21 protein-coding genes are annotated in these 21,527 nt (G+C 56.1%); 10 read left to right on the top strand and 11 right to left on the bottom strand.

From position 1 onward, the window contains the following. Window positions 1-21 precede the first annotated feature (21 nt). Window positions 22-1,329 (top strand): sulfurtransferase, encoded by a 1,308-nt coding sequence (locus ACMYSP_RS02030; RefSeq protein WP_434585295.1) that lies wholly within the window; start codon window positions 22-24, stop codon window positions 1,327-1,329. A 4-nt stretch (window positions 1,330-1,333) separates the two neighbouring features. Here ACMYSP_RS02030 and ACMYSP_RS02035 read toward each other — a convergent pair whose 3' ends face one another. After that, window positions 1,334-1,957 carry a CDP-alcohol phosphatidyltransferase family protein gene (locus ACMYSP_RS02035; RefSeq protein WP_434585297.1) on the bottom strand — a complete coding sequence of 208 codons (624 nt, stop codon included), beginning with the start codon at window positions 1,955-1,957 and terminating at the stop codon, window positions 1,334-1,336. A gap of 86 nt (window positions 1,958-2,043) precedes the next feature. Here ACMYSP_RS02035 and ACMYSP_RS02040 point away from each other — a divergent pair, with 86 nt between their 5' ends. Both ACMYSP_RS02040 and gdhA read left to right on the top strand, forming a co-directional pair. Then, complete coding sequence (locus tag ACMYSP_RS02040; protein ID WP_434585298.1) at window positions 2,044-2,454, top strand: pyrimidine (deoxy)nucleoside triphosphate diphosphatase; 411 nt, start codon at window positions 2,044-2,046, stop codon at window positions 2,452-2,454. 268 nt (window positions 2,455-2,722) lie between these two features. Next, window positions 2,723-4,066 (top strand): NADP-specific glutamate dehydrogenase, encoded by a 1,344-nt coding sequence (gdhA, locus tag ACMYSP_RS02045; protein WP_123753991.1) that lies wholly within the window; start codon window positions 2,723-2,725, stop codon window positions 4,064-4,066. A 221-nt stretch (window positions 4,067-4,287) separates the two neighbouring features. Here the strand turns inward: gdhA and ACMYSP_RS02050 are convergent, their stop codons facing one another. Continuing rightward, window positions 4,288-5,181 (bottom strand): dihydrodipicolinate synthase family protein, encoded by an 894-nt coding sequence (locus ACMYSP_RS02050; RefSeq protein ID WP_434585299.1) that lies wholly within the window; start codon window positions 5,179-5,181, stop codon window positions 4,288-4,290. A 20-nt stretch (window positions 5,182-5,201) separates the two neighbouring features. Further along, window positions 5,202-5,897, bottom strand: a complete 696-nt coding sequence (locus ACMYSP_RS02055) for a B3/B4 domain-containing protein (protein ID WP_434586995.1) — start codon at window positions 5,895-5,897, stop codon at window positions 5,202-5,204. 43 nt (window positions 5,898-5,940) lie between these two features. Between ACMYSP_RS02055 and ACMYSP_RS02060 the strand changes: the two genes are divergently transcribed. Then, window positions 5,941-6,543: a helix-turn-helix domain-containing protein gene (locus tag ACMYSP_RS02060; protein WP_434585300.1), complete on the top strand. Its 603-nt coding sequence runs from the start codon at window positions 5,941-5,943 to the stop codon at window positions 6,541-6,543. 75 nt (window positions 6,544-6,618) lie between these two features. Further along, a complete protein-coding gene (locus ACMYSP_RS02065; RefSeq protein ID WP_434585301.1) occupies window positions 6,619-7,080 on the top strand; it encodes a GNAT family N-acetyltransferase in 462 nt (153 codons plus the stop codon). A gap of 61 nt (window positions 7,081-7,141) precedes the next feature. On the opposite strand, the gene ACMYSP_RS02070 is transcribed toward ACMYSP_RS02065, so the two are convergent. The 3 genes from ACMYSP_RS02070 to ACMYSP_RS02080 form a co-directional block, all read right to left on the bottom strand. Further along, window positions 7,142-9,094, bottom strand: coding sequence for a DNA topoisomerase III (locus ACMYSP_RS02070; protein ID WP_434585303.1), 1,953 nt, complete (start codon window positions 9,092-9,094; stop codon window positions 7,142-7,144). A 4-nt stretch (window positions 9,095-9,098) separates the two neighbouring features. Next, on the bottom strand, window positions 9,099-10,142 hold the full coding sequence (gene selD / locus ACMYSP_RS02075; RefSeq protein ID WP_434585305.1) for a selenide, water dikinase SelD: 1,044 nt from the start codon (window positions 10,140-10,142) through the stop codon (window positions 9,099-9,101). Between the two features lie 245 nt (window positions 10,143-10,387). Further along, window positions 10,388-10,939, bottom strand: a complete 552-nt coding sequence (locus ACMYSP_RS02080; RefSeq protein WP_434585306.1) for an NAD(P)H nitroreductase — start codon at window positions 10,937-10,939, stop codon at window positions 10,388-10,390. 165 nt (window positions 10,940-11,104) lie between these two features. Between ACMYSP_RS02080 and sppA the strand changes: the two genes are divergently transcribed. The 3 genes from sppA to pncA all read left to right on the top strand — a co-directional run bounded on the left by sppA (window position 11,105) and on the right by pncA (window position 14,800). After that, on the top strand, window positions 11,105-12,958 hold the full coding sequence (sppA, locus tag ACMYSP_RS02085; RefSeq protein WP_434585308.1) for a signal peptide peptidase SppA: 1,854 nt from the start codon (window positions 11,105-11,107) through the stop codon (window positions 12,956-12,958). A 174-nt stretch (window positions 12,959-13,132) separates the two neighbouring features. Then, on the top strand, window positions 13,133-14,149 hold the full coding sequence (gene ansA, locus ACMYSP_RS02090) for an asparaginase (RefSeq protein ID WP_434585309.1): 1,017 nt from the start codon (window positions 13,133-13,135) through the stop codon (window positions 14,147-14,149). Window positions 14,150-14,158: 9 nt separating this feature from the next. Then, complete coding sequence (pncA, locus tag ACMYSP_RS02095) at window positions 14,159-14,800, top strand: bifunctional nicotinamidase/pyrazinamidase (protein ID WP_434585311.1); 642 nt, start codon at window positions 14,159-14,161, stop codon at window positions 14,798-14,800. A 95-nt stretch (window positions 14,801-14,895) separates the two neighbouring features. On the opposite strand, the gene ACMYSP_RS02100 is transcribed toward pncA, so the two are convergent. Together ACMYSP_RS02100 and msrB are read right to left on the bottom strand one after the other, a co-directional pair. Further along, window positions 14,896-15,174, bottom strand: coding sequence for a YeaC family protein (locus ACMYSP_RS02100; RefSeq protein WP_434585312.1), 279 nt, complete (start codon window positions 15,172-15,174; stop codon window positions 14,896-14,898). A 44-nt stretch (window positions 15,175-15,218) separates the two neighbouring features. Further along, on the bottom strand, window positions 15,219-15,632 hold the full coding sequence (msrB, locus tag ACMYSP_RS02105) for a peptide-methionine (R)-S-oxide reductase MsrB (protein WP_123753983.1): 414 nt from the start codon (window positions 15,630-15,632) through the stop codon (window positions 15,219-15,221). A 339-nt stretch (window positions 15,633-15,971) separates the two neighbouring features. Between msrB and gapA the strand changes: the two genes are divergently transcribed. Next, window positions 15,972-16,967: a glyceraldehyde-3-phosphate dehydrogenase gene (gene gapA, locus ACMYSP_RS02110; protein WP_004860805.1), complete on the top strand. Its 996-nt coding sequence runs from the start codon at window positions 15,972-15,974 to the stop codon at window positions 16,965-16,967. A gap of 189 nt (window positions 16,968-17,156) precedes the next feature. Beyond that, on the top strand, window positions 17,157-18,044 hold the full coding sequence (locus tag ACMYSP_RS02115; protein ID WP_434585314.1) for a D-hexose-6-phosphate mutarotase: 888 nt from the start codon (window positions 17,157-17,159) through the stop codon (window positions 18,042-18,044). An 81-nt stretch (window positions 18,045-18,125) separates the two neighbouring features. On the opposite strand, the gene ACMYSP_RS02120 is transcribed toward ACMYSP_RS02115, so the two are convergent. The 3 genes from ACMYSP_RS02120 to ACMYSP_RS02130 form a co-directional block, all read right to left on the bottom strand. Beyond that, complete coding sequence (locus tag ACMYSP_RS02120; RefSeq protein ID WP_434585315.1) at window positions 18,126-19,583, bottom strand: anion permease; 1,458 nt, start codon at window positions 19,581-19,583, stop codon at window positions 18,126-18,128. Window positions 19,584-19,683: 100 nt separating this feature from the next. Next, window positions 19,684-20,538: an aldo/keto reductase gene (locus tag ACMYSP_RS02125; RefSeq protein ID WP_434585317.1), complete on the bottom strand. Its 855-nt coding sequence runs from the start codon at window positions 20,536-20,538 to the stop codon at window positions 19,684-19,686. A gap of 103 nt (window positions 20,539-20,641) precedes the next feature. Next, entirely contained in the window at window positions 20,642-21,388 is a 747-nt protein-coding gene (locus ACMYSP_RS02130; protein ID WP_434585318.1) for a MipA/OmpV family protein, read from the bottom strand. Between the last annotated feature and the right edge of the window lie 139 nt (window positions 21,389-21,527).

Here is a 21,527-nt window from a genome sequence, read left to right on the forward strand (position 1 = left end):
TTTCTCTTGTCGGGCATTTCGATGAAACGTGTTTCTCAATTGACCGCACTTGCCCTGCTGATTGGGCTTGCTGCTTCTACCACCTCCGCCGCTGAAACCATGCCAACGCTGACGCTCTCCGCCTTGCAACAACAGCACGGTGTCGCTATCGATACCCGTCTGAGCGCGTTCTACAACGGCTGGCCCCAGTCCGCTAACGGTCCCCAGGGCCATGAACCCCAGGCGCTGAACCTCTCCGCCAGCTGGCTCAGCGCCATGAGCGACGACCAGCTTAGCGCCTGGGCGAAACAGCACCAGCTGCGGGCGACCTCCCCGGTAGCGCTGTACGGTAGCGAAGCGGACAACCGCAAAGTGGCGACTCGCCTGCAGGCCGCCGGATTTACCCATCTCAGTACGCTGAGCGATGCGCTTACCCAGGCCGACCGCCTGCAGAAATTGCCGCATTTTGAGCAGTTGGTTTACCCGCAGTGGCTGCACGATCTCCAGCAAGGCAAAGCGGTCACCGCTGCCCCGGCCGGAGAGTGGAAAGTGCTGGAGGCCGCCTGGGGGGCGCCGAAGTTTTATCTGCTGAGTCATATACCCGGCGCCGGGTACATCGACACCAACGAGGTGGAGAGCGAACCGCTGTGGAACAAGGTCTCTGATGACAAGCTGAAGGCACTGCTGGCAAAACAAGGGATTCGCCACGACACCACGGTGATTCTCTACGGCCGTGACGTGTATGCGGCGGCCCGCGTGGCGCAGATTCTGCTGTATGCCGGCGTGAAAGACGTTCGCCTGCTCGATGGCGGCTGGAATACCTGGTCCGACGCGGGCCTGCCGGTAGAACGAGGGACGCCATCTGAGCCGAAGCCGGCGCCGGACTTCGGCGCGCCGATTCCCGGTCAGCCGCAGCTGATGCTCAATGAGCAGCAGGCGCGCGCGCTGCTGCACCGCCAGGACGCGTCGCTGGTCAGCATTCGTTCCTGGCCCGAGTTTGTCGGCACCACCAGCGGTTACAGCTATATCAAGCCTAAAGGTGAGATCGCGGGCGCCCGCTGGGGACACGCCGGAAGCGACTCAACCCACATGGAAGACTTCCATAACCCGGACGGCACCATGCGCAGCGCCGACGATATCGCCGCCATGTGGCAGCAGTGGAACATCCGCCCGGATCAGCAGGTGGCGTTTTACTGCGGTACCGGCTGGCGCGCCTCTGAAACCTTCATGTATGCCCGGGCCATGGGCTGGAAAAATGTCTCGGTGTACGATGGCGGCTGGTACGAATGGAGCAGCAACCCGAAAAACCCGGTACAGCGCGGCGAACGCGGCCCCCAGAGTAGCCTGTAATCCTCTACGCCTGACGCTGAAGCTGCTTCAGCGTCAGGTAGCCACTGTAAATCCGGGTGGCGGTCGTCAGCCAGCACAGCGCACCAAAAAGCCATGCCAGCCACGCAAAGTGCGCCGGAAACAGGCAGCAGAGCACAAACAACAGGATCGTTTCACTCCCTTCCGTCAGCCCTCCCAGATAGTAAAAAGATTTGTGGGCGTAGCCCGGGTTATCAATCTGATGCTTTGCCGCCAGCGCAGCAAAGGCGAGGAAACTGCTGCCGGTGCCGATGAAGGCAAACAGCAGCCAGCTGCCTGCCACCGCGTTCTGTGCCGGATCGGCGAGAATAAAACCAAACGGCACCAGCGCATAAAACAGAAAATCGAGCGCGATATCAAGAAACCCACCGGCATCGGTCAATCCCCGACGACGCGCCAGCGCGCCATCCAGGCCGTCCAGCAGGCGGTTCAGCACAATCGCCACCAGTGCCGCGCCGTACCAGCCTAACCCGAGAAACGGCAGTGCCAGCACGCCAATAGCGAAGCCGGTCAGCGTGACGCCATCGGCGGTCACACCGATGCGCTCCAGACGCGCGGCGCAGACATTGAGTAGCGGTTTCAGGCGGGGGTGCAGATGACGATCGAGCACGACATATCTCCAGCGGGCTAAAGGTTGTCTGGTACAGACAAAGACGGTGATAATAGGCCATTATCCCGCAAGGAACGATGATTCAGATGCAAAAAACGCTTGATGTGGTCGCAGCCATTATTGAACAGGATGGCAAAATTCTGCTGGCGCAGCGCCCTGCCCACGCCGATCAGCCTGGATTATGGGAGTTTGCCGGTGGCAAAGTCGAGCCTGGGGAGAGCCAGCCCCAGGCGCTGGTCCGCGAACTGCAGGAGGAGCTCGGCATCACCGCCGAGGTGGAACGCTACATCGCCAGCCATCAGCGTGAGGTTTCCGGCCGCCTGATTCACCTGCACGCCTGGTGGGTGCCACGTTTTAGCGGGCTTCTCACCGCGCGCTACCACCAGCAACTGCACTGGTGCACCTCGCAGGAAGCGTTAACCTTCCCCCTCGCCCCGGCGGATATTCCGCTGCTCCATGCCTTTATCGCTCAACGCACGACCGATTTCCCTCGCTGATTCTTCCATCTGGTGTCATCGGTTTTAGTTATGACAGGCGCCAGATTATAAATTTTCCTGTCTGGTTAATTTTTCCTTGCTTGCCTAACGATTCCCGGTGGTATAGTCGGAAAACCGGCCTTTTCAAGGGCCGCATAATAAAAAAACAGACCCAAAATCATTCAGATTGCCGCGTGACGGCCGCTAACACGCTTTGACGCTGGTGACGAGACAATCTGAAATGTGACGCGAATACATGCAACCACAACCATAAGGGGAAATTATATCTATGGATCAGATGTGCACTCTGGAAAGTTTTCTCACCCGCGTTCAACAGCGCGATCCTCAGCAAACCGAATTTGCTCAAGCCGTCCGCGAGGTCATGACCACGCTGTGGCCTTTCCTTGAGGAAAATCCGCGCTATCGCCAGCTCTCGCTGCTGGAACGTCTGGTTGAACCAGAACGTGCTATTCAGTTCCGTGTGGTTTGGGTCGATGACCGCAACCAGGTTCAGGTTAACCGTGCCTGGCGCGTGCAGTTCAACTCCGCCATTGGCCCGTACAAAGGCGGGATGCGCTTCCACCCGTCGGTTAACCTGTCGATTCTCAAGTTCCTCGGCTTTGAACAGACTTTCAAGAATGCCCTCACCACGCTGCCAATGGGCGGCGGCAAAGGCGGTAGCGACTTCGATCCTAAAGGCAAAAGTGATGGTGAAGTGATGCGCTTCTGCCAGGCGCTGATGACCGAGCTGTATCGCCACTTAGGCCCGGATACTGACGTTCCGGCGGGTGATATTGGCGTTGGCGGTCGCGAAGTCGGCTTTATGGCCGGGATGATGCGTAAGCTCTCCAACAACAGCGCCTGTGTTTTCACCGGTAAAGGTCTCTCCTTTGGCGGCAGCCTGATCCGCCCTGAAGCAACCGGCTACGGCCTGGTCTACTTCACCGACGCGATGCTCAAGCGTCACGGTCTGGGCTTTGAAGGAATGCGCGTTGCGGTGTCCGGTTCCGGCAACGTAGCGCAGTACGCTATCGAAAAAGCGATGGAGCTGGGCGCTCGTGTCATCACCGCCTCCGACTCCAGCGGTACCGTGGTTGATGAAGCCGGCTTTACGCCGGAAAAACTGGCCCGTCTGTGCGAAATCAAAGCCAGCCGCGACGGTCGGGTTGCCGATTACGCGCGCGAATACGGCCTGGTTTACCTCGAAGGCCAGCAGCCGTGGTCCGTTCCGGTTGATATCGCACTGCCATGCGCCACCCAGAACGAACTGGATACCGATGCCGCGCGCGTGCTGATTGCAAACGGCGTGAAGGCCGTCGCTGAAGGCGCCAATATGCCGACCACTATCGCCGCCACCGACCTGTTCCTCGAGGCCGGCGTCCTGTTCGCACCGGGTAAAGCGGCCAACGCCGGCGGCGTTGCTACCTCGGGGCTCGAAATGGCGCAGAACGCCGCGCGCATGAGCTGGAAAGCCGAGAAAGTCGACGCGCGTCTGCATCACATCATGCTCGACATTCACCACGCCTGTGTTGAATATGGTGGCGAAGCTCAGCAGACCAACTATGTCCGTGGAGCCAACATCGCCGGGTTCGTCAAAGTGGCTGACGCCATGCTGGCGCAGGGCGTTATCTAACGCCCACCGCTTGCCCGGCGTCCGCTGTAAAAGGCGCTGGGTAGCACCTATAAAAAAACCCCGGACAGCCGGGGTTTTTTATGACATTTAATCATGTGAATTTTAACGGATTGTTTTTCCCGCTATCCGCATATTTTGTCTCTTACAGGGATTAGCTCAGATTCGGTCTGACTCATTGCTCTACACGCATGCAATCATATCTAACAGTCCGTCTGGAGGGGTTATTTCAGCTCCAGCGCGTTAATCACGCTGGCAATTTCCGCGATGTCACCTGCCGGGAGCGGCTGAAGTGGTCGAGGTAAACAATCTGTATCAGTCAGCCCAAGTACGCCGGCGGCAGCCGCAATAACCCGTATACTTGCTCCATGTTTACGGAAAAGCGCCCACAAAGGCTTAAGGCGGTCTGTCAGGGCCGTAACGCGCTCATGATCGTTCGCCGCCGCTGCTTCAGTGATCTGTTTCGCCGTCTCAGGGAACAAACCACCGCACACGGAATACCAGACTTCACAGCCAGCGTTTAATCCCAGTCCGGCATAAGCATCTCCACTAATGCCGATGGTGACGCCTGGGCAAAGCTGTTTGCGTAATGCCTGCACCCGCTGAGTCGCTGCTGCCTGATTATCCAGGACGCCAGGGATCTTAACCGAATGAACCCCCTTCAGTGATGAGAGAAGACCGTGCAGTTCATCCGTAAAAGTAAAATGCGTGGTGCCAGGATTATCGTAGATGCAAACCGGTACAGATACGCGCCGGGTAACGGTCTCAAATAGTGCGAAGACTTCTTCGTCACGAAGCGATTGATAGCTGACCGCCGGAACAAGTAAGGCATCTGCGCCAGCGGTTTGCGCATCGTCAGCCAGTTGCAGAACGGCATCCGTGCTGACTGCCCCCACGCACACCATGACAGGAATATCCCCGGCAAGCTGTTTTGCCAGAGTAGCGACGCGCTGGCGTTGCTCGCGGGTCAGGTATGCGTAGCTTCCGGTTGATCCCAGGATCCCCATAGAATCAACCCTGGCATTTGTCAGACGGGAAAGAATACGACTGAAACCCTTTTCGTCCACGCCACTGGCGGTGATTGGGGTTAATGGGAACGCAGACAGGCCGGTAAACATGGTGTTTCTCCTGAATGATATTACTGGTGTTGTTCTTCTATGAGCGCAACGTCAAACCCCAGACCTGGCATCATTTTTTCCAGACCATCGGTCAGCATCGCCCCGGCTTCGTGAAGCTTCTCCAGCGGCATCTGCGGCAGACTCTCCAGAATGAACCACATCTCCTGAGCCTCCACACTTAATCGAGTTCTGATCCCCTGTCGCCAGTTCCAGCGGCGGCAGGTTACGCCTGAATCATCGCACCAGATAACTTCGCCTTGTGAAGGATATTCAACGACGGTTTTCCCCTCTTTCACAGTATCAAAAGGCTCAGTCCCTTTTGCCACAACCAGACGTGGTACCCCCTGATAGACAGCAATGTTTTCGCCACCCACCGGTACGGCGTAACGGAGGCTAACTGCGTTATAAAGATCAACGATTGGATCGAGCGCAGGCATGGAACCGTCACGTAACACGCGCTTACGTAACGCATCTGCTGAACAAGGAGTGCGTTTGGGTTTAGCGCCAAACTGTTGAAAAACCTCAGCCCATGCGGCCAGATGGGACTCCGCCCATTCAGGCTTATCGGCCAGAACCGCGGCGCATGCTTCTCGCAGCGCTGTTTCTCCAACCTCAGGGTTCTGCACCGGCGCGGCTTTTACATAGAGACTCAGTGCCCGGAAGCCGGGTGCGATACGATAAATTTCAGGGGCAATTGACGGAGAGACTGTGAACACGGGATAATCCTGTAATGACCAATTTACTCCATGATAATGACCGATGACCAAAAAAGTCAATTTAATGACCGATGCCAGTTCGATTGTCAGCACCGTGAATGAAGCGGTGTCTCAGCGCATAAAGCTGTACCGTAAGCAAAAGAAAATATCACTCGATGAACTGTCCCGCAGGGCGGGCGTCAGTAAGGGGGCACTGGTTGAGATTGAGGGATGCCGGGCGAATCCCAGCATTGCCCTGCTATGTCGCCTGGCTGCCGCGATGGGGGTTTCAGTGGCCGACTTTGTGGATGTCAGTTCAAAACCGACTGTGCATCTCATTGCTGAAGATGAGATCCCTGAATTGTGGGAAGGCGAAAAAGGCGGGAGAGCGAGGCTGCTCGCAGGGTCCGGTGGACCTGATATGACAGAGCTTTGGATGTGGGAAATGCAACCGGGGGAAAAATTTGCTTCGCCCGGCCACACGGAAGGGACGCTTGAATTGTTTTATGTTCAAACAGGCACGCTCACACTCGGCGTTCAGGATCACCTCTATCTGGTCAAGACCGGTTGTTCGGCAACCGCCAGAACGGACGTTCCTCATTTCTATGAAAACCGCGGGGAGCAGCCGCTGGTTTTCATCATGACAGTAAACGAAAAAGCGTCCTGAGCGTTACCCAATATAGCGGCCAGTCCTGACCAGTAAGGCTGTCTCATCACCAGTAAGTCCAGAAGGATATTTTCAGTGAATAATCAGCATCTGCGTTTTACTAAAGATAATTTTACTGTCACAACCGATCCCTCTTTTTTCCAGCTGGAAGCCATTCAAGATTATCTCTCGCAATCGTCATGGGCGCCTGGGATTGATATCGATACGGTCAGGTTATCAGTCCAGAACAGCCTTTGTTTTGCGCTTCTGGATGGAACAAGACAAATCGGCTTCGCCCGCCTGGTCACCGACTATGCCACCTTTGGTTATCTGTGCGACGTCTACGTACTGAACGATTATCAGAAAGGGGGTCTTGGCCGTTGGCTGATTGAATGCTGTCATGCCCATCCATTGATGTCACGTCTGCGACGGATAATGCTGGTCACCGACAGCGCGCCCTGGCTATACCAGAAGTTAGGGTATAGCCCATTGAACCGGACAGATTTTGTCTGGCAGATCAATCGACCAGACATTTATCGTAATAAGACAAGCCAATAACTTATACTTTCGGTTAATGATATCAACGTTATGAAAAACCCCGGACAGCCGGGGTTTTTCATTATGGATTGTCAGGCGCCGGATCTGCCGCCGGTTTTCGCGCTTTCGGTTTAGCTTTAGCCTTACCCTTGCTGAAGTTCTTTTTGCCATCGCCTGGGGCGACGATACCGCGGAACTGGCGCACCGGCGAGCTTCGGGCCTGCTCAATCAGCTGGTGCAGCGTGCCGACCAACGGCTGCATAAAGTCCTGATAACGGCACTGCTTTTCGCTGATTTGCGTCAGCACCGACTCCCAGTGGGCGGTCATATCCGGACGGGCCGCCATTTCCGGCAGCGAGTGGATCAACGCGCGCCCCGCGTCGGAAGAGTGAATATAGCGCCCCTTTTTAACCAGAAAACCGCGCTTAAACAGCAGCTCGATGATCCCGGCTCGGGTTGCCTCCGTTCCCAGACCGTCGGTCGCGCGCAGGATTTTTTTCAGATCTTTATCCTGTACAAAGCGGGCGATCCCGGTCATCGCCGACAGCAGCGTCGCATCGGTGAAGTAGCGCGGCGGCTGGGTCTGGCGTTCGACGACTTCGCCCTTTTCACACAGCAGTTCATCATCCTTCGCCACGACCGGCAGCGGCGTACCATCGTTCTCTTCATCGCGCTCTTTGTTGCCGAGCAACGTCCGCCAGCCGGCTTCCGCCAGGAAGCGCGCTTTGGCAACAAATTTGCCGTTAGCGATGTCGAGATCGATCTGACACTTACGGAACACCGCATCCGGACAGAACTGCATCAGATACTGGCGGGCAATCAGGCCATAGACCTTCTCTTCGTTATCCGACAGCTTCACCTTGCTGCTACGGGCGGTCGGGATGATCGCATGGTGGGCATCAACCTTTTTGTCATCCCAGCAGCGGTTGCGGATCTCCGGGTCAACCACCGGCTGCGGCAGCAGATCGGCGGCATGCACCGCGATAGCATTCAGTACCGCATGACGACCGGCGAAATGCTCCTCCGGCAGGTAGCGGCTGTCTGAACGCGGATAGGTGATCAGCTTGTGGGTTTCATACAACTTCTGGCAGATATCCAGCACGTTCTGCGCACTAAAACCAAAGCGTTTCGCGGCTTCAATCTGCAGCGCCGAGAGCGAAAACGGCAGCGGTGCTGGTTCGGAGTCCCGCTTATCGTTATAGGCGGTCACCAGCGCCGGCTGGCCTTCAATGCGCGCCACAACGTGCTCAGCCAACGGACGATGCAGTAAACGCCCCTCTTCATCCTGGTAGGGTTCGCAGGCCTCGCTTGGCTGCCAGGTGGCGACGAAACGTTCCTCTTTCGGCGTCACGATATGCGCTTTGACGTCAAAGAAATCTTTGGCCACGAAGTTCTCGATCTCTTCGTCACGCCGCACCACCAGCCCCAACACCGGCGTCTGTACGCGACCGACCGATAGCACGCCCTGATAGCCGGCATTACGGCCCAGCAGCGTATAGGCGCGGGTCATATTGATGCCATACAGCCAGTCGGCACGGGCACGCGCCAGAGCCGACACGCAGAGCGGAATAAATTCGCTGTTGGCGCGCAGACGCGAAATCGCCCGTTCTACCGCCTGTGGGTTCAGGTCGTTAATCAGGCAGCGCTGCACCTGCTGACGTTTTTCCGGCGCCAGCTGCAGGTAGTCGAGCACTTCGTCTACCAGCAGCTGCCCCTCTCTGTCCGGGTCACCAGCGTGAATCACCTCCTGCGCATCACCAAGCAGACGCTTGATCACGTTGAGCTGTTTGGTGACCGACGGTTTTGGTTGCAGCTGCCATTTTTCCGGCACGATGGGCAGGTCGAGCAGGTTCCAGCGCGCATATCGGCCGTCATAGACGTCCGGTTGTGCCTGCTCCAGCAGATGGCCGATACACCAGGTGACCACCTGGCCGTTGCCACACTCGATATAGCCATCACCTTTCCGGTGCGGTTTGGGTAGCACTTCAGCGATGGCACGCCCGAGGCTGGGTTTTTCCGCTATAAACAACCGCATGTAATCAACGGATCTCGATCATTGGGCGTCCGCCCCGGGCGGTCACCAGCTCGCCGATGGCGGCCAGTTGAATGCCGAACTCTTGCGCAGCGGCACAGACTTCGGCCTGCGCATCCGGCGTCACCGCCAGCAGCAGGCCGCCAGAGGTTTGCGGATCGCACAGCAGATCGCGCCACTCAGCCGGCATTTCGCCCATCAGGTGACCGTAGCTGGCAAAGTTGCGACCGGTACCGCCAGGCACCGCGCCCGCCGCAATATATGCTTCCACGCCCGGCAGTTTCGGGATATCGGCGTAGTTCAGCAGCGCCTGTACGCCAGCACCACGGCACACTTCACTCAGGTGGCCCAACAGACCAAAACCGGTGACGTCGGTCATCGCTTTGACCCCTGCAATGTTGGCAAAGGCCGCCCCGGCGAGGTTCATCTGGCACATGGTTTCCGTTGCCAGTCCCTGGTGTTCGGCTTTCAGCAGCGATTTTTTCTCTGCCGTGGTCAACACGCCAATCCCGAGAGGTTTGGTGAGGTAGAGGGTGCAGCCCGCCTGGGCGGTGCTGTTTTTCTTGATTCGCTCCGTTGGTACGACACCGGTCACCGCAAGGCCGAAAATAGGTTCCGGGGCGTCAATGGAGTGGCCCCCTGCCAGAGAGATACCGGCCTGCTGACAGGCAAAACGCCCACCATCAACCACTTCGCGGGCAATTTCCGGCGCCAGGGTATTGATCGGCCAGCCCAGAATGGCAATCGCCATGATCGGTTTTCCACCCATCGCGAAGATGTCGCTGATGGCGTTGGTGGCGGCAATACGCCCAAAGTCGAACGGATTATCGACAATCGGCATAAAAAAGTCGGTGGTGCTGATAATGGACGTGCCGTTGCCCAGGTCGTAGACCGCAGCGTCATCGCTGGTCTCATTGCCGACCAGCAGGTTCGGATCGATAAACTTCGCCCGATCGCTCTTGAGGATCGTTTCCAGCACTTTAGGGGAAATTTTACAACCACAACCGGCTCCGTGGCTGTATTGCGTTAAACGAATAGCTTGCTCGCTCATGGACATCTCCTGTCATTGCAATCCCGCTATGGTAGCGCTCAAACGCCAAGGTAGTAAGTCCGTCAGTCTTAAATCGCGAGTGGTTGCTCATTAAGCAGACAAAAGTCCGATTTTACCGCTGGAGGGCGTGACAAATACAAGTTCTGCTGCATTTATCGCAAATGGCACATTTTCCGTGCCAATTCAGAAGAGAGCGTTTCAACACTCTCCCGGCATGTCATACCTGCCGGGCTATCAGATGGCGATCAGAAACGGATCACAAACGGTGCGGTATCAGGCTGCGAAACGGTGGTTGAAGCTTTCAGCTGTGGCGTACCGAGATAGAGAAAACCGACGATTTTATCCTGCTCGCGACAGGCAAACCCGTCACGAACCACCGGGCTTTCGGTCAGGGCGCCGCTGCGCCAGATGCCGTTAAAGCCCTGCGCGACTGCCGCCATCTGCATGGCCATCACCGCACATCCCGCCGACATCTCCTGCTCCCACTTAGGCACCTTCGGATGATCTTCGCAACGGGCGACGACGGTAATAATCAACGGCGCACGGAACGGCGCGCTACGGGCTTTTTCAATCCCTTTTTCATCCTGCCCGGCGGCAATCGCCCCTTTTTCCAGCAGTTGGCTGAAGCGTTCGCGACCATCATCAGCAATAATATAAAAGCGCCACGGCTGCAGCGTGCCGTGGTCCGGGGCACGCAGACCAGCACGGAGAATATTTTCCAGCTGTTCACCGGCCGGAGCCGGCTCGGCCAGGCGTGAGGCGCTGCGGCGATTAACCAGTAGTTCGAGAGCATCCATCTGTATAACTCCTGTGATGTCATTTTTCATAAAATTAACATGCGCGAGAATTTTGTTACAGCACGACCGGTGATTCCTGCTGACAACCGCCAGTCGTCTCTTTAGGATAACCAGACGCGGCAACCCCAGCGGTTAGCCCATTTTTAACAATGTTAGGGAGAATACATGCGAACTCTTTGGCGGCTGCTCGCCGGATTTTTTAAATGTACATGGCGGGTACTCAACTTTATTCGCCAGCTCGCACTGAACCTGGTATTCCTGCTGCTGGTCCTGGTGTGTGTTGGTATCTGGGCGCAGTTCAGCAGCACCACAACGGAACATGCCGCACGCGGCGCGTTGCTGTTGGATATTACCGGCGTGGTGGTGGATAAACCATCCGCCAGCAGCAAGCTCGGCGTTATCGGTCGTCAGATTTTTGGTGCCAGCTCCGACCGCCTGCAGGAAAACTCACTGTTTGATATCGTACAAACCATTCGTCAGGCCAAAGATGACCGCAACATCACCGGTATCGTGCTGGATCTGAAAAATTTTGCCGGCGGCGATCAACCGTCGATGCAGTACATCGGTAAAGCCCTGCGCGAATTCCGCGACAGCGGTAAACCGGTTTATGCTATTGGCAGCAGCTACAGCCAGGGGCAGTATTATCTGGCGAGTTTCGCCAATAAAATCTGGCTGTCACCACAGGGTGAAGTCGACCTGCACGGTTTTGCCACCAACGGGCTGTACTACAAATCACTGCTCGATAAGCTGAAAGTGTCGACCCATGTATTCCGCGTCGGCACCTATAAATCAGCGGTTGAGCCGTTTATCCGCGACGATATGTCACCGGCCGCCCGTGAAGCCGATAGCCGCTGGATTGGCGAACTGTGGCAGAACTACCTCAACACCATTGCGGCTAACCGTCAAATCACGGCGCAGCAGCTGTTCCCTGGCGCTCAGGGCCTGCTGGACGGCCTGCGTAAGGTGGATGGCGACACCGCTCAATACGCGCTGAACAATAAACTGGTTGATGAACTGGGCACCTCCACCGAGGTGGAGAAAGCGCTCACCAAACAGTTTGGCTGGAGCAAAGCGGATAATAACTATCGCGCCATCAGCTATTACGATTACAACGTCAAAACGCCGGCCGATCAGGGCGCCTCTATTGCGGTGATCTTTGCTAACGGCGCGATCATGGATGGCGAAGAGACCCCAGGCAACGTCGGCGGTGACACCACCGCGGCACAGATCCGCGATGCCCGTCTCGATCCGAAAGTGAAAGCGATCGTCCTGCGGGTGAACAGCCCTGGCGGTAGCGTTAGCGCATCGGAAGTCATTCGTGAAGAGCTGGCGGCGGTGAAAGCAGCCGGTAAACCGGTAGTGGTCTCCATGGGTGGCATGGCTGCATCAGGTGGTTACTGGATCTCCACGCCGGCTAACTACATCGTGGCGAACCCGAGCACCCTCACCGGCTCCATCGGTATTTTCGGGGTGATTAACACCGTTGAAAATACGCTGGATTCGATTGGCGTGCATACCGATGGCGTGGCGACCTCCGCGCTGGCGGATGTGTCCACCACCAAATCCCTGCCGCCTGAAGTGCAGCAGTTGATGCAGCTGAGCATCGAGAACGGTTACAAGCGCTTTATCACGCTGGTGGCTAACTCACGTAACAGTACGCCGGAGAAAATCGATCAGATTGCTCAGGGTCACGTCTGGACGGGTGAAGATGCGAAGGCCAACGGGCTGGTCGATAGCCTCGGCGACTTTGACGATGCGGTGGCTAAAGCGGCTGAACTGGCGAAGCTGAAGCAGTGGCATATCGATTACTACCAGGAAGACCCGACCTTCTTCTCAATGGTGGTTGATAGCCTGACCGGTTCAGTGCGTGCTTCACTGCCGGCCGCGATACAGGCCTGGCTGCCGGCGCCAGTCGCCGCCGCGGCCAATGTGGTCAAAGCGGAAAGCGATAAGCTTGCCGCGTTCAACGATCCACAAAACCGTTACGCCTTCTGCCTGACCTGCGCCAACATTCGTTAATCCCTTCCCGGCAGATACGCCCCGCTGACGTTGTTGTTGATGTCAGCGGGGCGAACCCGCTCCAACAATCTTAGTCAGAACTCCCCCGGCCAACGCAGCTGCGACCTTAAGTATGTGTAATTTTCGGTACGTCACTTTATACTGCGCCTGTCTACGTACAACCTAAGCGATGATATGCAAAAGAAATCGATTTACGTTGCCTACACCGGTGGGACCATCGGTATGCAGCGCTCTGAACACGGTTATATTCCCGTTTCCGGCCACCTGCAGCGCCAGCTTGCGCTGATGCCTGAGTTCCACCGTCCGGAGATGCCGGATTTTACGATTCATGAATATGAGCCGCTGATGGACTCTTCCGATATGACACCGGAAGACTGGCAGCATATTGCTGACGATATTCGCGCCCATTATGACGAGTACGATGGCTTCGTGATTCTGCACGGCACCGATACCATGGCGTTCACCGCGTCGGCACTGTCGTTCATGCTGGAGCATCTGGGGAAACCGGTTATTGTGACAGGGTCACAAATTCCGCTGGCCGAGCTGCGTTCTGACGGACAAATCAACCTGTTGAATGCCCTCTACGTTGCCGCCAATTATCCCATCAATGAAGTATCGCTGTTTTTCAACAACCGACTGTACCGCGGCAACCGCACCACCAAAGCCCATGCCGACGGTTTCAATGCTTTCGCCTCCCCGAACCTGGCCCCGCTGCTGGAAGCCGGGATCCACATTCGACGCCTCGGGACGCCGCCTGCGCCACAGGGCCAGGGGGAGCTGATTGTCCACCCGATCACCCCGCAGCCCATCGGCGTGGTGACCATCTACCCGGGTATTTCTGCCGATGTGGTGCGTAACTTCCTGCGCCAGCCGGTTAAAGCACTGATCCTGCGCTCTTACGGCGTCGGTAACGCCCCGCAAAACGGCGAGTTTATCCAGGTACTGGCGGAAGCCAGTCAACGTGGGATCGTGGTGATCAACCTGACCCAATGCATGTCGGGTAAAGTTAATATGGGCGGCTATGCCACCGGTAACGCCCTCGCCCAGGCCGGTGTCATCAGCGGCTTTGATATGACCGTTGAAGCGACGCTGACTAAGCTACACTACCTGCTGAGCCAGAATCTGAGTGTCGAGGCCATCCGCCAGTTAATGCAGGAAAATCTGCGCGGCGAACTGACCCCTGACGAGTAAGGAGAACCGATGACCCATCGCGCACTTTTGTTGGTTGATTTACAGAATGATTTTTGCGCCGGCGGCGCGTTGGCCGTGCCGGAGGGTGACAGCACGATTGATGTCGCCAACCGGCTGATCGACGCTTGCCTGGCCCGGGGTGAAGCAGTCGTCGCCAGCCAGGACTGGCATCCGGCGAATCATGGTAGCTTCGCCAGCCAACACCAGGTCGAGCCCTACTCACAGGGCCAGCTTGACGGCCTGGCGCAGACGTTCTGGCCAGATCACTGCGTGCAGAACAGCGAAGGTGCAGCGCTGCATCCGCTGCTTCAGCAGCAGGCTATCAGCGAGGTGTTCCATAAAGGTGAAAACCCGGCGATCGACAGCTACAGCGCCTTTTTTGATAACGGACATCGCCACAAAACCCTGCTCGATGCGTGGCTGCGGGAACGTGACATCCGCGAACTCATCGTCCTTGGTCTGGCGACCGATTACTGCGTCAAATTTACCGTGCTGGACGCCCTGGCGCTTGGCTATACGGTAAACGTGATCGCTGACGGCTGCCGCGGGGTCAACCTCGAGCCGCAGGACAGCGCCCACGCCTTTATGGAAATGGCGGCCGCTGGCGCCACGTTGTATACCGCTGACGACTGGCTGGAAACGCAGCCTTAATCCTGACAGTAAAATGCGCTCATCAGTCCACCCCGGGTAGGCAACGCGCGACCGGGGAGTGGACTTGTGCAGACCGTAACCGATCGTTCGGGCGGTTACTGCAGTTTAAACGTGGAGATCGGCTTGGGTACGATGCCGAAATCTTCTTTCAGCTGCTGCTTGCTCTTCATCACCATCTGACCGTTGGTATCGATGGTCATATGCTGAGCGTCGCTGTTATGCCGCGCCTGATAGAGCATCACCAGCTGCAGGCTGTTCTCTTTCTGTGCCTCGGTTAACGCCACGCCATCCGGCCATTTTCCCAGCTCCACCGCGGTCACCAGACGTTGGTAAACTTCGGGGGTCATGCTGTCTATCATTTGCTCGATTTCCATGGTCCGCTCGACTCCACGTTGGAATAATTTGCTGAATCGTTTCTCTAACCTTTAATTTGCTCGCCGTTATCGTCGTCGTTGAAGCTTAATGACGCCGAATTTACGCAAAAACGCTCGCCGGTAGGTTGCGGACCGTCGGGGAACACATGCCCCAGGTGGGCATCGCAATTTCCACAGCGAATTTCGGTGCGCTGCATACCGTGCGAGTAGTCGTTCAGATAACGAATTGCCTCATCGCTGACCGGCTCGTAGAAGCTCGGCCAGCCGCAACCAGAGTCGTACTTCGAATCCGAGCGAAACAGCGCCGCATCGCATACCAGGCAGTGGTAGATGCCGTCGCGCTTGTTGTGGAGCAGTCGTCCGGTGAACGGCGGCTCAGTACCGTGATTCTGCGTCACGTAAAACTGCATCTCACTCAAGTTTTTTTTGAGTTCGTCTGAGGAGGGTTTATTCGCCATGTGCATGCATCTCACTGTGAAAGGACAACGTTATCGGGCGATTCTAACAAAACATTAACAATGAAGCGTGGACTTTTGTTCTAAACTTATTCGATGCCAAAAGGCAGCCCAGATAATTGTGATATACATCACATTTTTATCTTTCCCGACCTTTAAAATTCCGCGCGCAGCCCCAATATGGAATTGGGCTCAAAGGGAGAGTGAGGCAGATCAATGGTGCGAAGGTATGCTCAGTATTGATTTGTCGCAATGATTGACACGATTCCGCTTGACGCTGCGTAAGGTTTTTGTAATTTTACAGGCAACCTTTTATTCACTAACAAATAGCTGGTGGAATATATGACTATCAAAGTAGGTATCAACGGTTTTGGCCGTATCGGTCGCATTGTTTTCCGTGCTGCTCAGGAACGTTCTGACATCGAGATCGTTGCAATCAACGACCTGTTAGACGCTGACTACATGGCATACATGCTGAAGTATGACTCCACTCACGGCCGTTTCAACGGTACCGTTGAAGTGAAAGACGGTCATCTGATCGTTAACGGTAAAAAAATCCGTGTTACCGCTGAACGTGATCCGGCTAACCTGAAGTGGAACGAAGCAGGTGTTGACGTTGTTGCAGAAGCAACTGGTCTGTTCCTGACTGACGAAACCGCTCGTAAACACATCACTGCTGGCGCGAAAAAAGTCGTTCTGACTGGCCCGTCCAAAGACAACACTCCGATGTTTGTTAAAGGCGCTAACTTTGACAAATACGAAGGCCAGGACATCGTTTCTAACGCATCCTGCACCACCAACTGCCTGGCTCCGCTGGCTAAAGTTATCAACGACAACTTCGGCATCATCGAAGGTCTGATGACAACTGTTCACGCGACCACCGCAACTCAGAAAACCGTTGATGGCCCGTCTCACAAAGACTGGCGCGGCGGCCGCGGCGCAGCTCAGAACATCATCCCGTCCTCTACCGGTGCTGCTAAAGCAGTAGGTAAAGTACTGCCAGAACTGAATGGCAAACTGACTGGTATGGCGTTCCGCGTTCCTACTCCGAACGTATCCGTTGTTGACCTGACCGTTCGTCTGGAAAAAGCTGCTTCTTATGAAGAAATTAAGAAAGCAATCAAAGCTGCTTCCGAAGGCGCAATGAAAGGCGTTCTGGGCTACACCGAAGACGACGTTGTATCTACCGATTTCAACGGTGAAGTTTGCACTTCCGTGTTCGATGCTAAAGCTGGTATCGCACTGAACGACAACTTCGTGAAACTGGTTTCCTGGTACGACAACGAAACTGGTTACTCCAACAAAGTTCTGGACCTGATCGCTCACATCTCCAAATAAGTTGAGATGAGAATCTGATCCAAAAAGGCGACTTCGGTCGCCTTTTTTTATGTACACGCCACCCCGCACGCTGCCTGTGCATTGGCTGCCCTGGTGAGCTTCGGTCAGTTGCCTTCTCGACTGTCGAAACATCCCGGGCCTGAATGCCGCCGACGGGATGGGGGTGTCACGCTAACGAAGGATTGCACCATGATTACTAAAATTTTTGCTCTCCCGGTTATTGAAGAAATCTCGCCTGTTCTGTCCCGCCGTCAGCTCGATGAGCTGGAACTGATCGTTGTTGACCATCCGCAGGTCAAAGCCTCCGTCGCCTTCCAGGGCGCCCATCTGCTGTCGTGGAAACCTGCCGGAGAAGAAGAAGTCCTGTGGCTGAGCGGGAATACACCGTTCAAAACCGGCGTCGCGCTGCGCGGCGGCGTACCGGTGTGCTGGCCGTGGTTCGGCCCGTCGGCACAGCAAGGTCTGCCTTCCCACGGCTTCGCCCGTAACCTGGCGTGGACGCTGAAAGGCCATGATGAAGATGACAGTGGCGTGATGCTGACCTTCGAACTGCAAAGCAGCGATGAGACCCGTCAATACTGGCCGCATGACTTCACCCTCTATGCGCGCTTCAAACTGGGTAAAACCTGCGAGATCGAACTGGAAGCACACGGCGAGTTTGAAACCACCTCCGCGCTGCACACTTACTTCAACGTTGGCGATATCGCAGCCGTTAAAGTGAGCGGCCTGGGCGATCGCTACATCGATAAAGTACAAAACGCTGAAGAAGGCGTGCTGAACGACGGCGTACAAACCTTCCCGGATCGTACCGACCGCGTATACCTCAATGCCGAAGCCTGCAGCGTGATCCACGACGATGCGCTGAACCGTAATATCGACGTTGTCCATCATCATCACAGCAACGTGGTGGGCTGGAACCCAGGCCCGGCGCTGTCCGTGAGCATGGGCGATATGCCGGATGATGGTTACAAGACCTTCGTTTGCGTGGAAACCTGCTGCGTTACCGAACCGCAGAAAACCAGCGAAGAGAAGCCTTCTCGCCTGGCGCAAACTATCCGTGTCGTGAAACGCGGATAACCCCTGCCCTCCCGCGAGGCGGGACAAGCCGGATCAAAAACAGGGCGCTAGCGCCCTGTTTTTTTAACCGACGACCGTCCGTTACCAGAAACCCACCAGCTTCATCCACGCACCGCCCAGTACTAACCAGATAGCAATAGATGCCAGCGAAACCACAAAGCTGACGCTCCACCACTGCCCGGTGGTGTTATAGCCCGAACCAAACAGCGCCGGCCCCGGGCCACCCGAGTATTGCGTCAGCCCCATAGACAGATTAGAGGTATACCCAAGCACCAGCGCGGCGAAAAGCGGCGGTACGCCGACGGAAACCGCTACCGCCAGGAAAGCCAGATACATCGCGGAAATATGTGCCATCGCCGAGGCGAAGAAATAGCGGGTATAAAAATAGACCACCACCAGCAGTAAGAACACGGTGATCCATTCAAAGTGCCCGACATACCCGACAATGCGCTCCGATATCCATTTGATCATGCCATATTTGTTGAGCGCGTTAGCCATCATCACCAGCACCGCGAACCAGAACATGGTGTCCCAGGCGGTTTTTTCTTCAATGATGTTTTTCCACGACATGATGTTGCTGATCAACAGCACCATCAGCCCAATAAACGCCGAGAGCGTGGCGGGAATGGAAAAGAAGATGTCCCCGACGGTCCAGAGCAAAATCAGCAGCACAAAATCAAAGGCGAGGATTTTCTCTGCCAGCGACATCGGCCCCATTTTGCGCAACTCATCGCGGGCAATGGCGGGGATCTCCGGCGTTTTCTTCAGCTGCGGCGGATAAATCGCGTAGATCACCAGCGGCAGCAGGATCAGTGAGGCAATCCCCGGCACGATGGCCCCAACAAACCAGGTCGTCCAGGTAATTTCGATTCCCTGACTTCTCGCCAGCTCAGCCACCAGCGGATTGCCGGCCATGGCCGTTAAAAACATCGTACAGACGATAGCATCGATCTGCGACACGCAGATCATCAAGAACGCCCCGGCTTTTCTCGCCGTCGCCCCGGGTTCGGACTGGTAGGCGGTGGCGATGGACTGGGTAATGGGGTACATAATTCCGCCCCCTCGCGCAGACGCCGAGGGAATCCCCGGCCCAAGCACCACGTCCGACAGGGCCAGGCCATAGGCTACCCCCAGCATGCTGGATCCGCATTTAGAGATAAACCACAGCGCTACCCGTTTCCCCAGCCCGGTCTTGATCACCGCCCGGGAGATAAACATCGCGATACCAATCAGCCAGATAGTGCCGTTGGCAAACCCGGATAACGCCGCGACTTTGTCGCTCTTACCCGGCGAGAGAGGCGTCACCCCCAAAAAGGCAGAGACGATCAACGCAATCATCGTCACCGCTCCCATCGGGAGCACCTTCAGAATAATGGCAAAGATAGTGGCGGCAAAAATGGCAAACATCTGCCAGGCGTGGAGGGTGAGCCCATCGGGCGGTGGCGTATACCAGATAATTACACCGAAGAGTATTGTCAGAACGGCTTTCCACAGCGGGAAAGCCAGCTTCACATCCAGAGGCTGAGTAGGTTCAGTCATATGCATCTCCTTTTTCTTGTATCTTTAAGGGGATACTCACGACTGAGCCATGATTCTCATCAACAAAGCGCCAACGTTTTTTTGGCTAAATAGTTCTCTTTTACACCATGTCGAGCGGCGTTTTATAGCCCGGCGCCGGAAAAGCCTGTTCCATCAGTGCGATATCGTGCTCATCCAGTACCACATCAAGCGCGGCGGCGTTCTCTTCGACGTGGGACACACTGCTGGCTTTTGGAATCGCGATCACGCCCTGATGACTGATGACCCACGCTAATAACAGCTGGGCTACGGTGATGCCTTTTTGTATCGCCAGTTGGTTCAACACAGGATGACTCATTAAGCCATTGCGCAGGCGACCTGCCTGGGCCAGCGGGCTGTAGGCCATCACCGGTAGCGACCGTTGCTGGCACCACGGCAGCAGGTCGTGCTCAATGCCGCGTGACGCGAGGTGATAGAGCACCTGATTGGTGGCACAGCGGGTGCCGTCAGCCACCTGCCACAGCGCCTGCATCTCGTCCACATCGAGATTTGAGACGCCCCAGCGGCGTATTTTTCCCTGCGCGACCAGCTTCTCCATTGCCTCAACGGTTTCGGCGAAGGTGAACTCCCCGCACCAGTGCAACAGATACATATCGAGATAGTCGGTGTGCAGACGGCGCAGGCTGGCCTCGCAGGCGGCCACTATTTTTTGCCCGCCGGCATTCCACGGATAGACCTTGGAAACCAGCATCACCCGGTCACGCAGGCCACGAATCGCCTCGCCCACCACCTCTTCTGCCCCGCCATCGGCGTACATTTCGGCGGTATCGATCAACGTCAGCCCTTGCTCTACGCCCGCACGTAGTGCAGCGACTTCCTGCGCGCGCCGGGCACTGTTTTCGCCCATAAACCAGGTGCCCTGCCCGATAGCCGGAACCACCGCACCCTCGCCAAAACACACTGTTTTTCCCATCATCGACTCCTCGGGTTATGTTGTTGCACCACCGTAATGCAAAACGGGGCGTAACGCCCCGTTATGATGCATGAATTTCTTCGTTGTGGTGCACAACGACTGCCAATCAGAAGGTATAGGTGATCCCGGTAGAGATCAGGCCGCTCCAGGATTTGTCCACCATCGGGCTGTCGGTAATTTCATCGGCCAGGCGGGTGTAGCGCGCGACGCCATAGACGCTCCAGTCACCGAGGAAACGATAGTTTGCTGACAGCTCAAGGTAGGGATTCCAGCTGCTGTCCGGGTCGTAGCTGCGCATACCGCTACGATTTGACTCATGCTGTGACACACCGTAGTAGTATTCGTTCTGATTGTCGCTGTTCCACTCGAGGCCAATGCCCGGCGTCACGGTCAGGTTGCCGTTGGTATAGCGATACAACCAGGCCGCATCCCAGGTGATACCGTTGCTCTGATCCAGCGTATCGCCCGCGAGAGTGGTGCGCAGAAAGCCATATTGCGTGTTGTGGATATAGGTCAGCCCGGCCATCATCGTGGTTTTACGACGGTCCAGCTTGCGCATTTGCTCGCTGTCGCTGTCGCCCGGCTTGAAGTACATCGGCGACCAGTAGGCGGTAATAGACAGTTTGTCGCTGTTGTCATTCCATAAATAGTAACCGCCACCTAAGCCGTGAAACCAAAAGCTGTCGCTCTCATAGCTGATAGCCGGGACCGGATAGACATCGGCATCATATTGTTTATACGGGCTCTCGACGATACCCACGCCGGCCCCTAACGTAAATTTCCCTTCAGCGTGGGCCGCTGAAACAGATGCTGCAAGGCACACACTGAGTGCCAGCGGTTTGATCTTATTCACAATCCATTTTCCCGTTTGTCAAATAATACGCCCCGGCAGTTTAACGTCGTAGACCTCATGCCTCAAATTCTTTACCCGTCATTACATAAAACCATCCAATCTGGCAGCAACCTGTGACCATTCGCTTGCAGTGAAATGA

It is taken from the genome of Klebsiella sp. R390, from assembly GCF_051131745.1.
Classification (GTDB): Bacteria; Pseudomonadota; Gammaproteobacteria; order Enterobacterales; family Enterobacteriaceae; genus Klebsiella.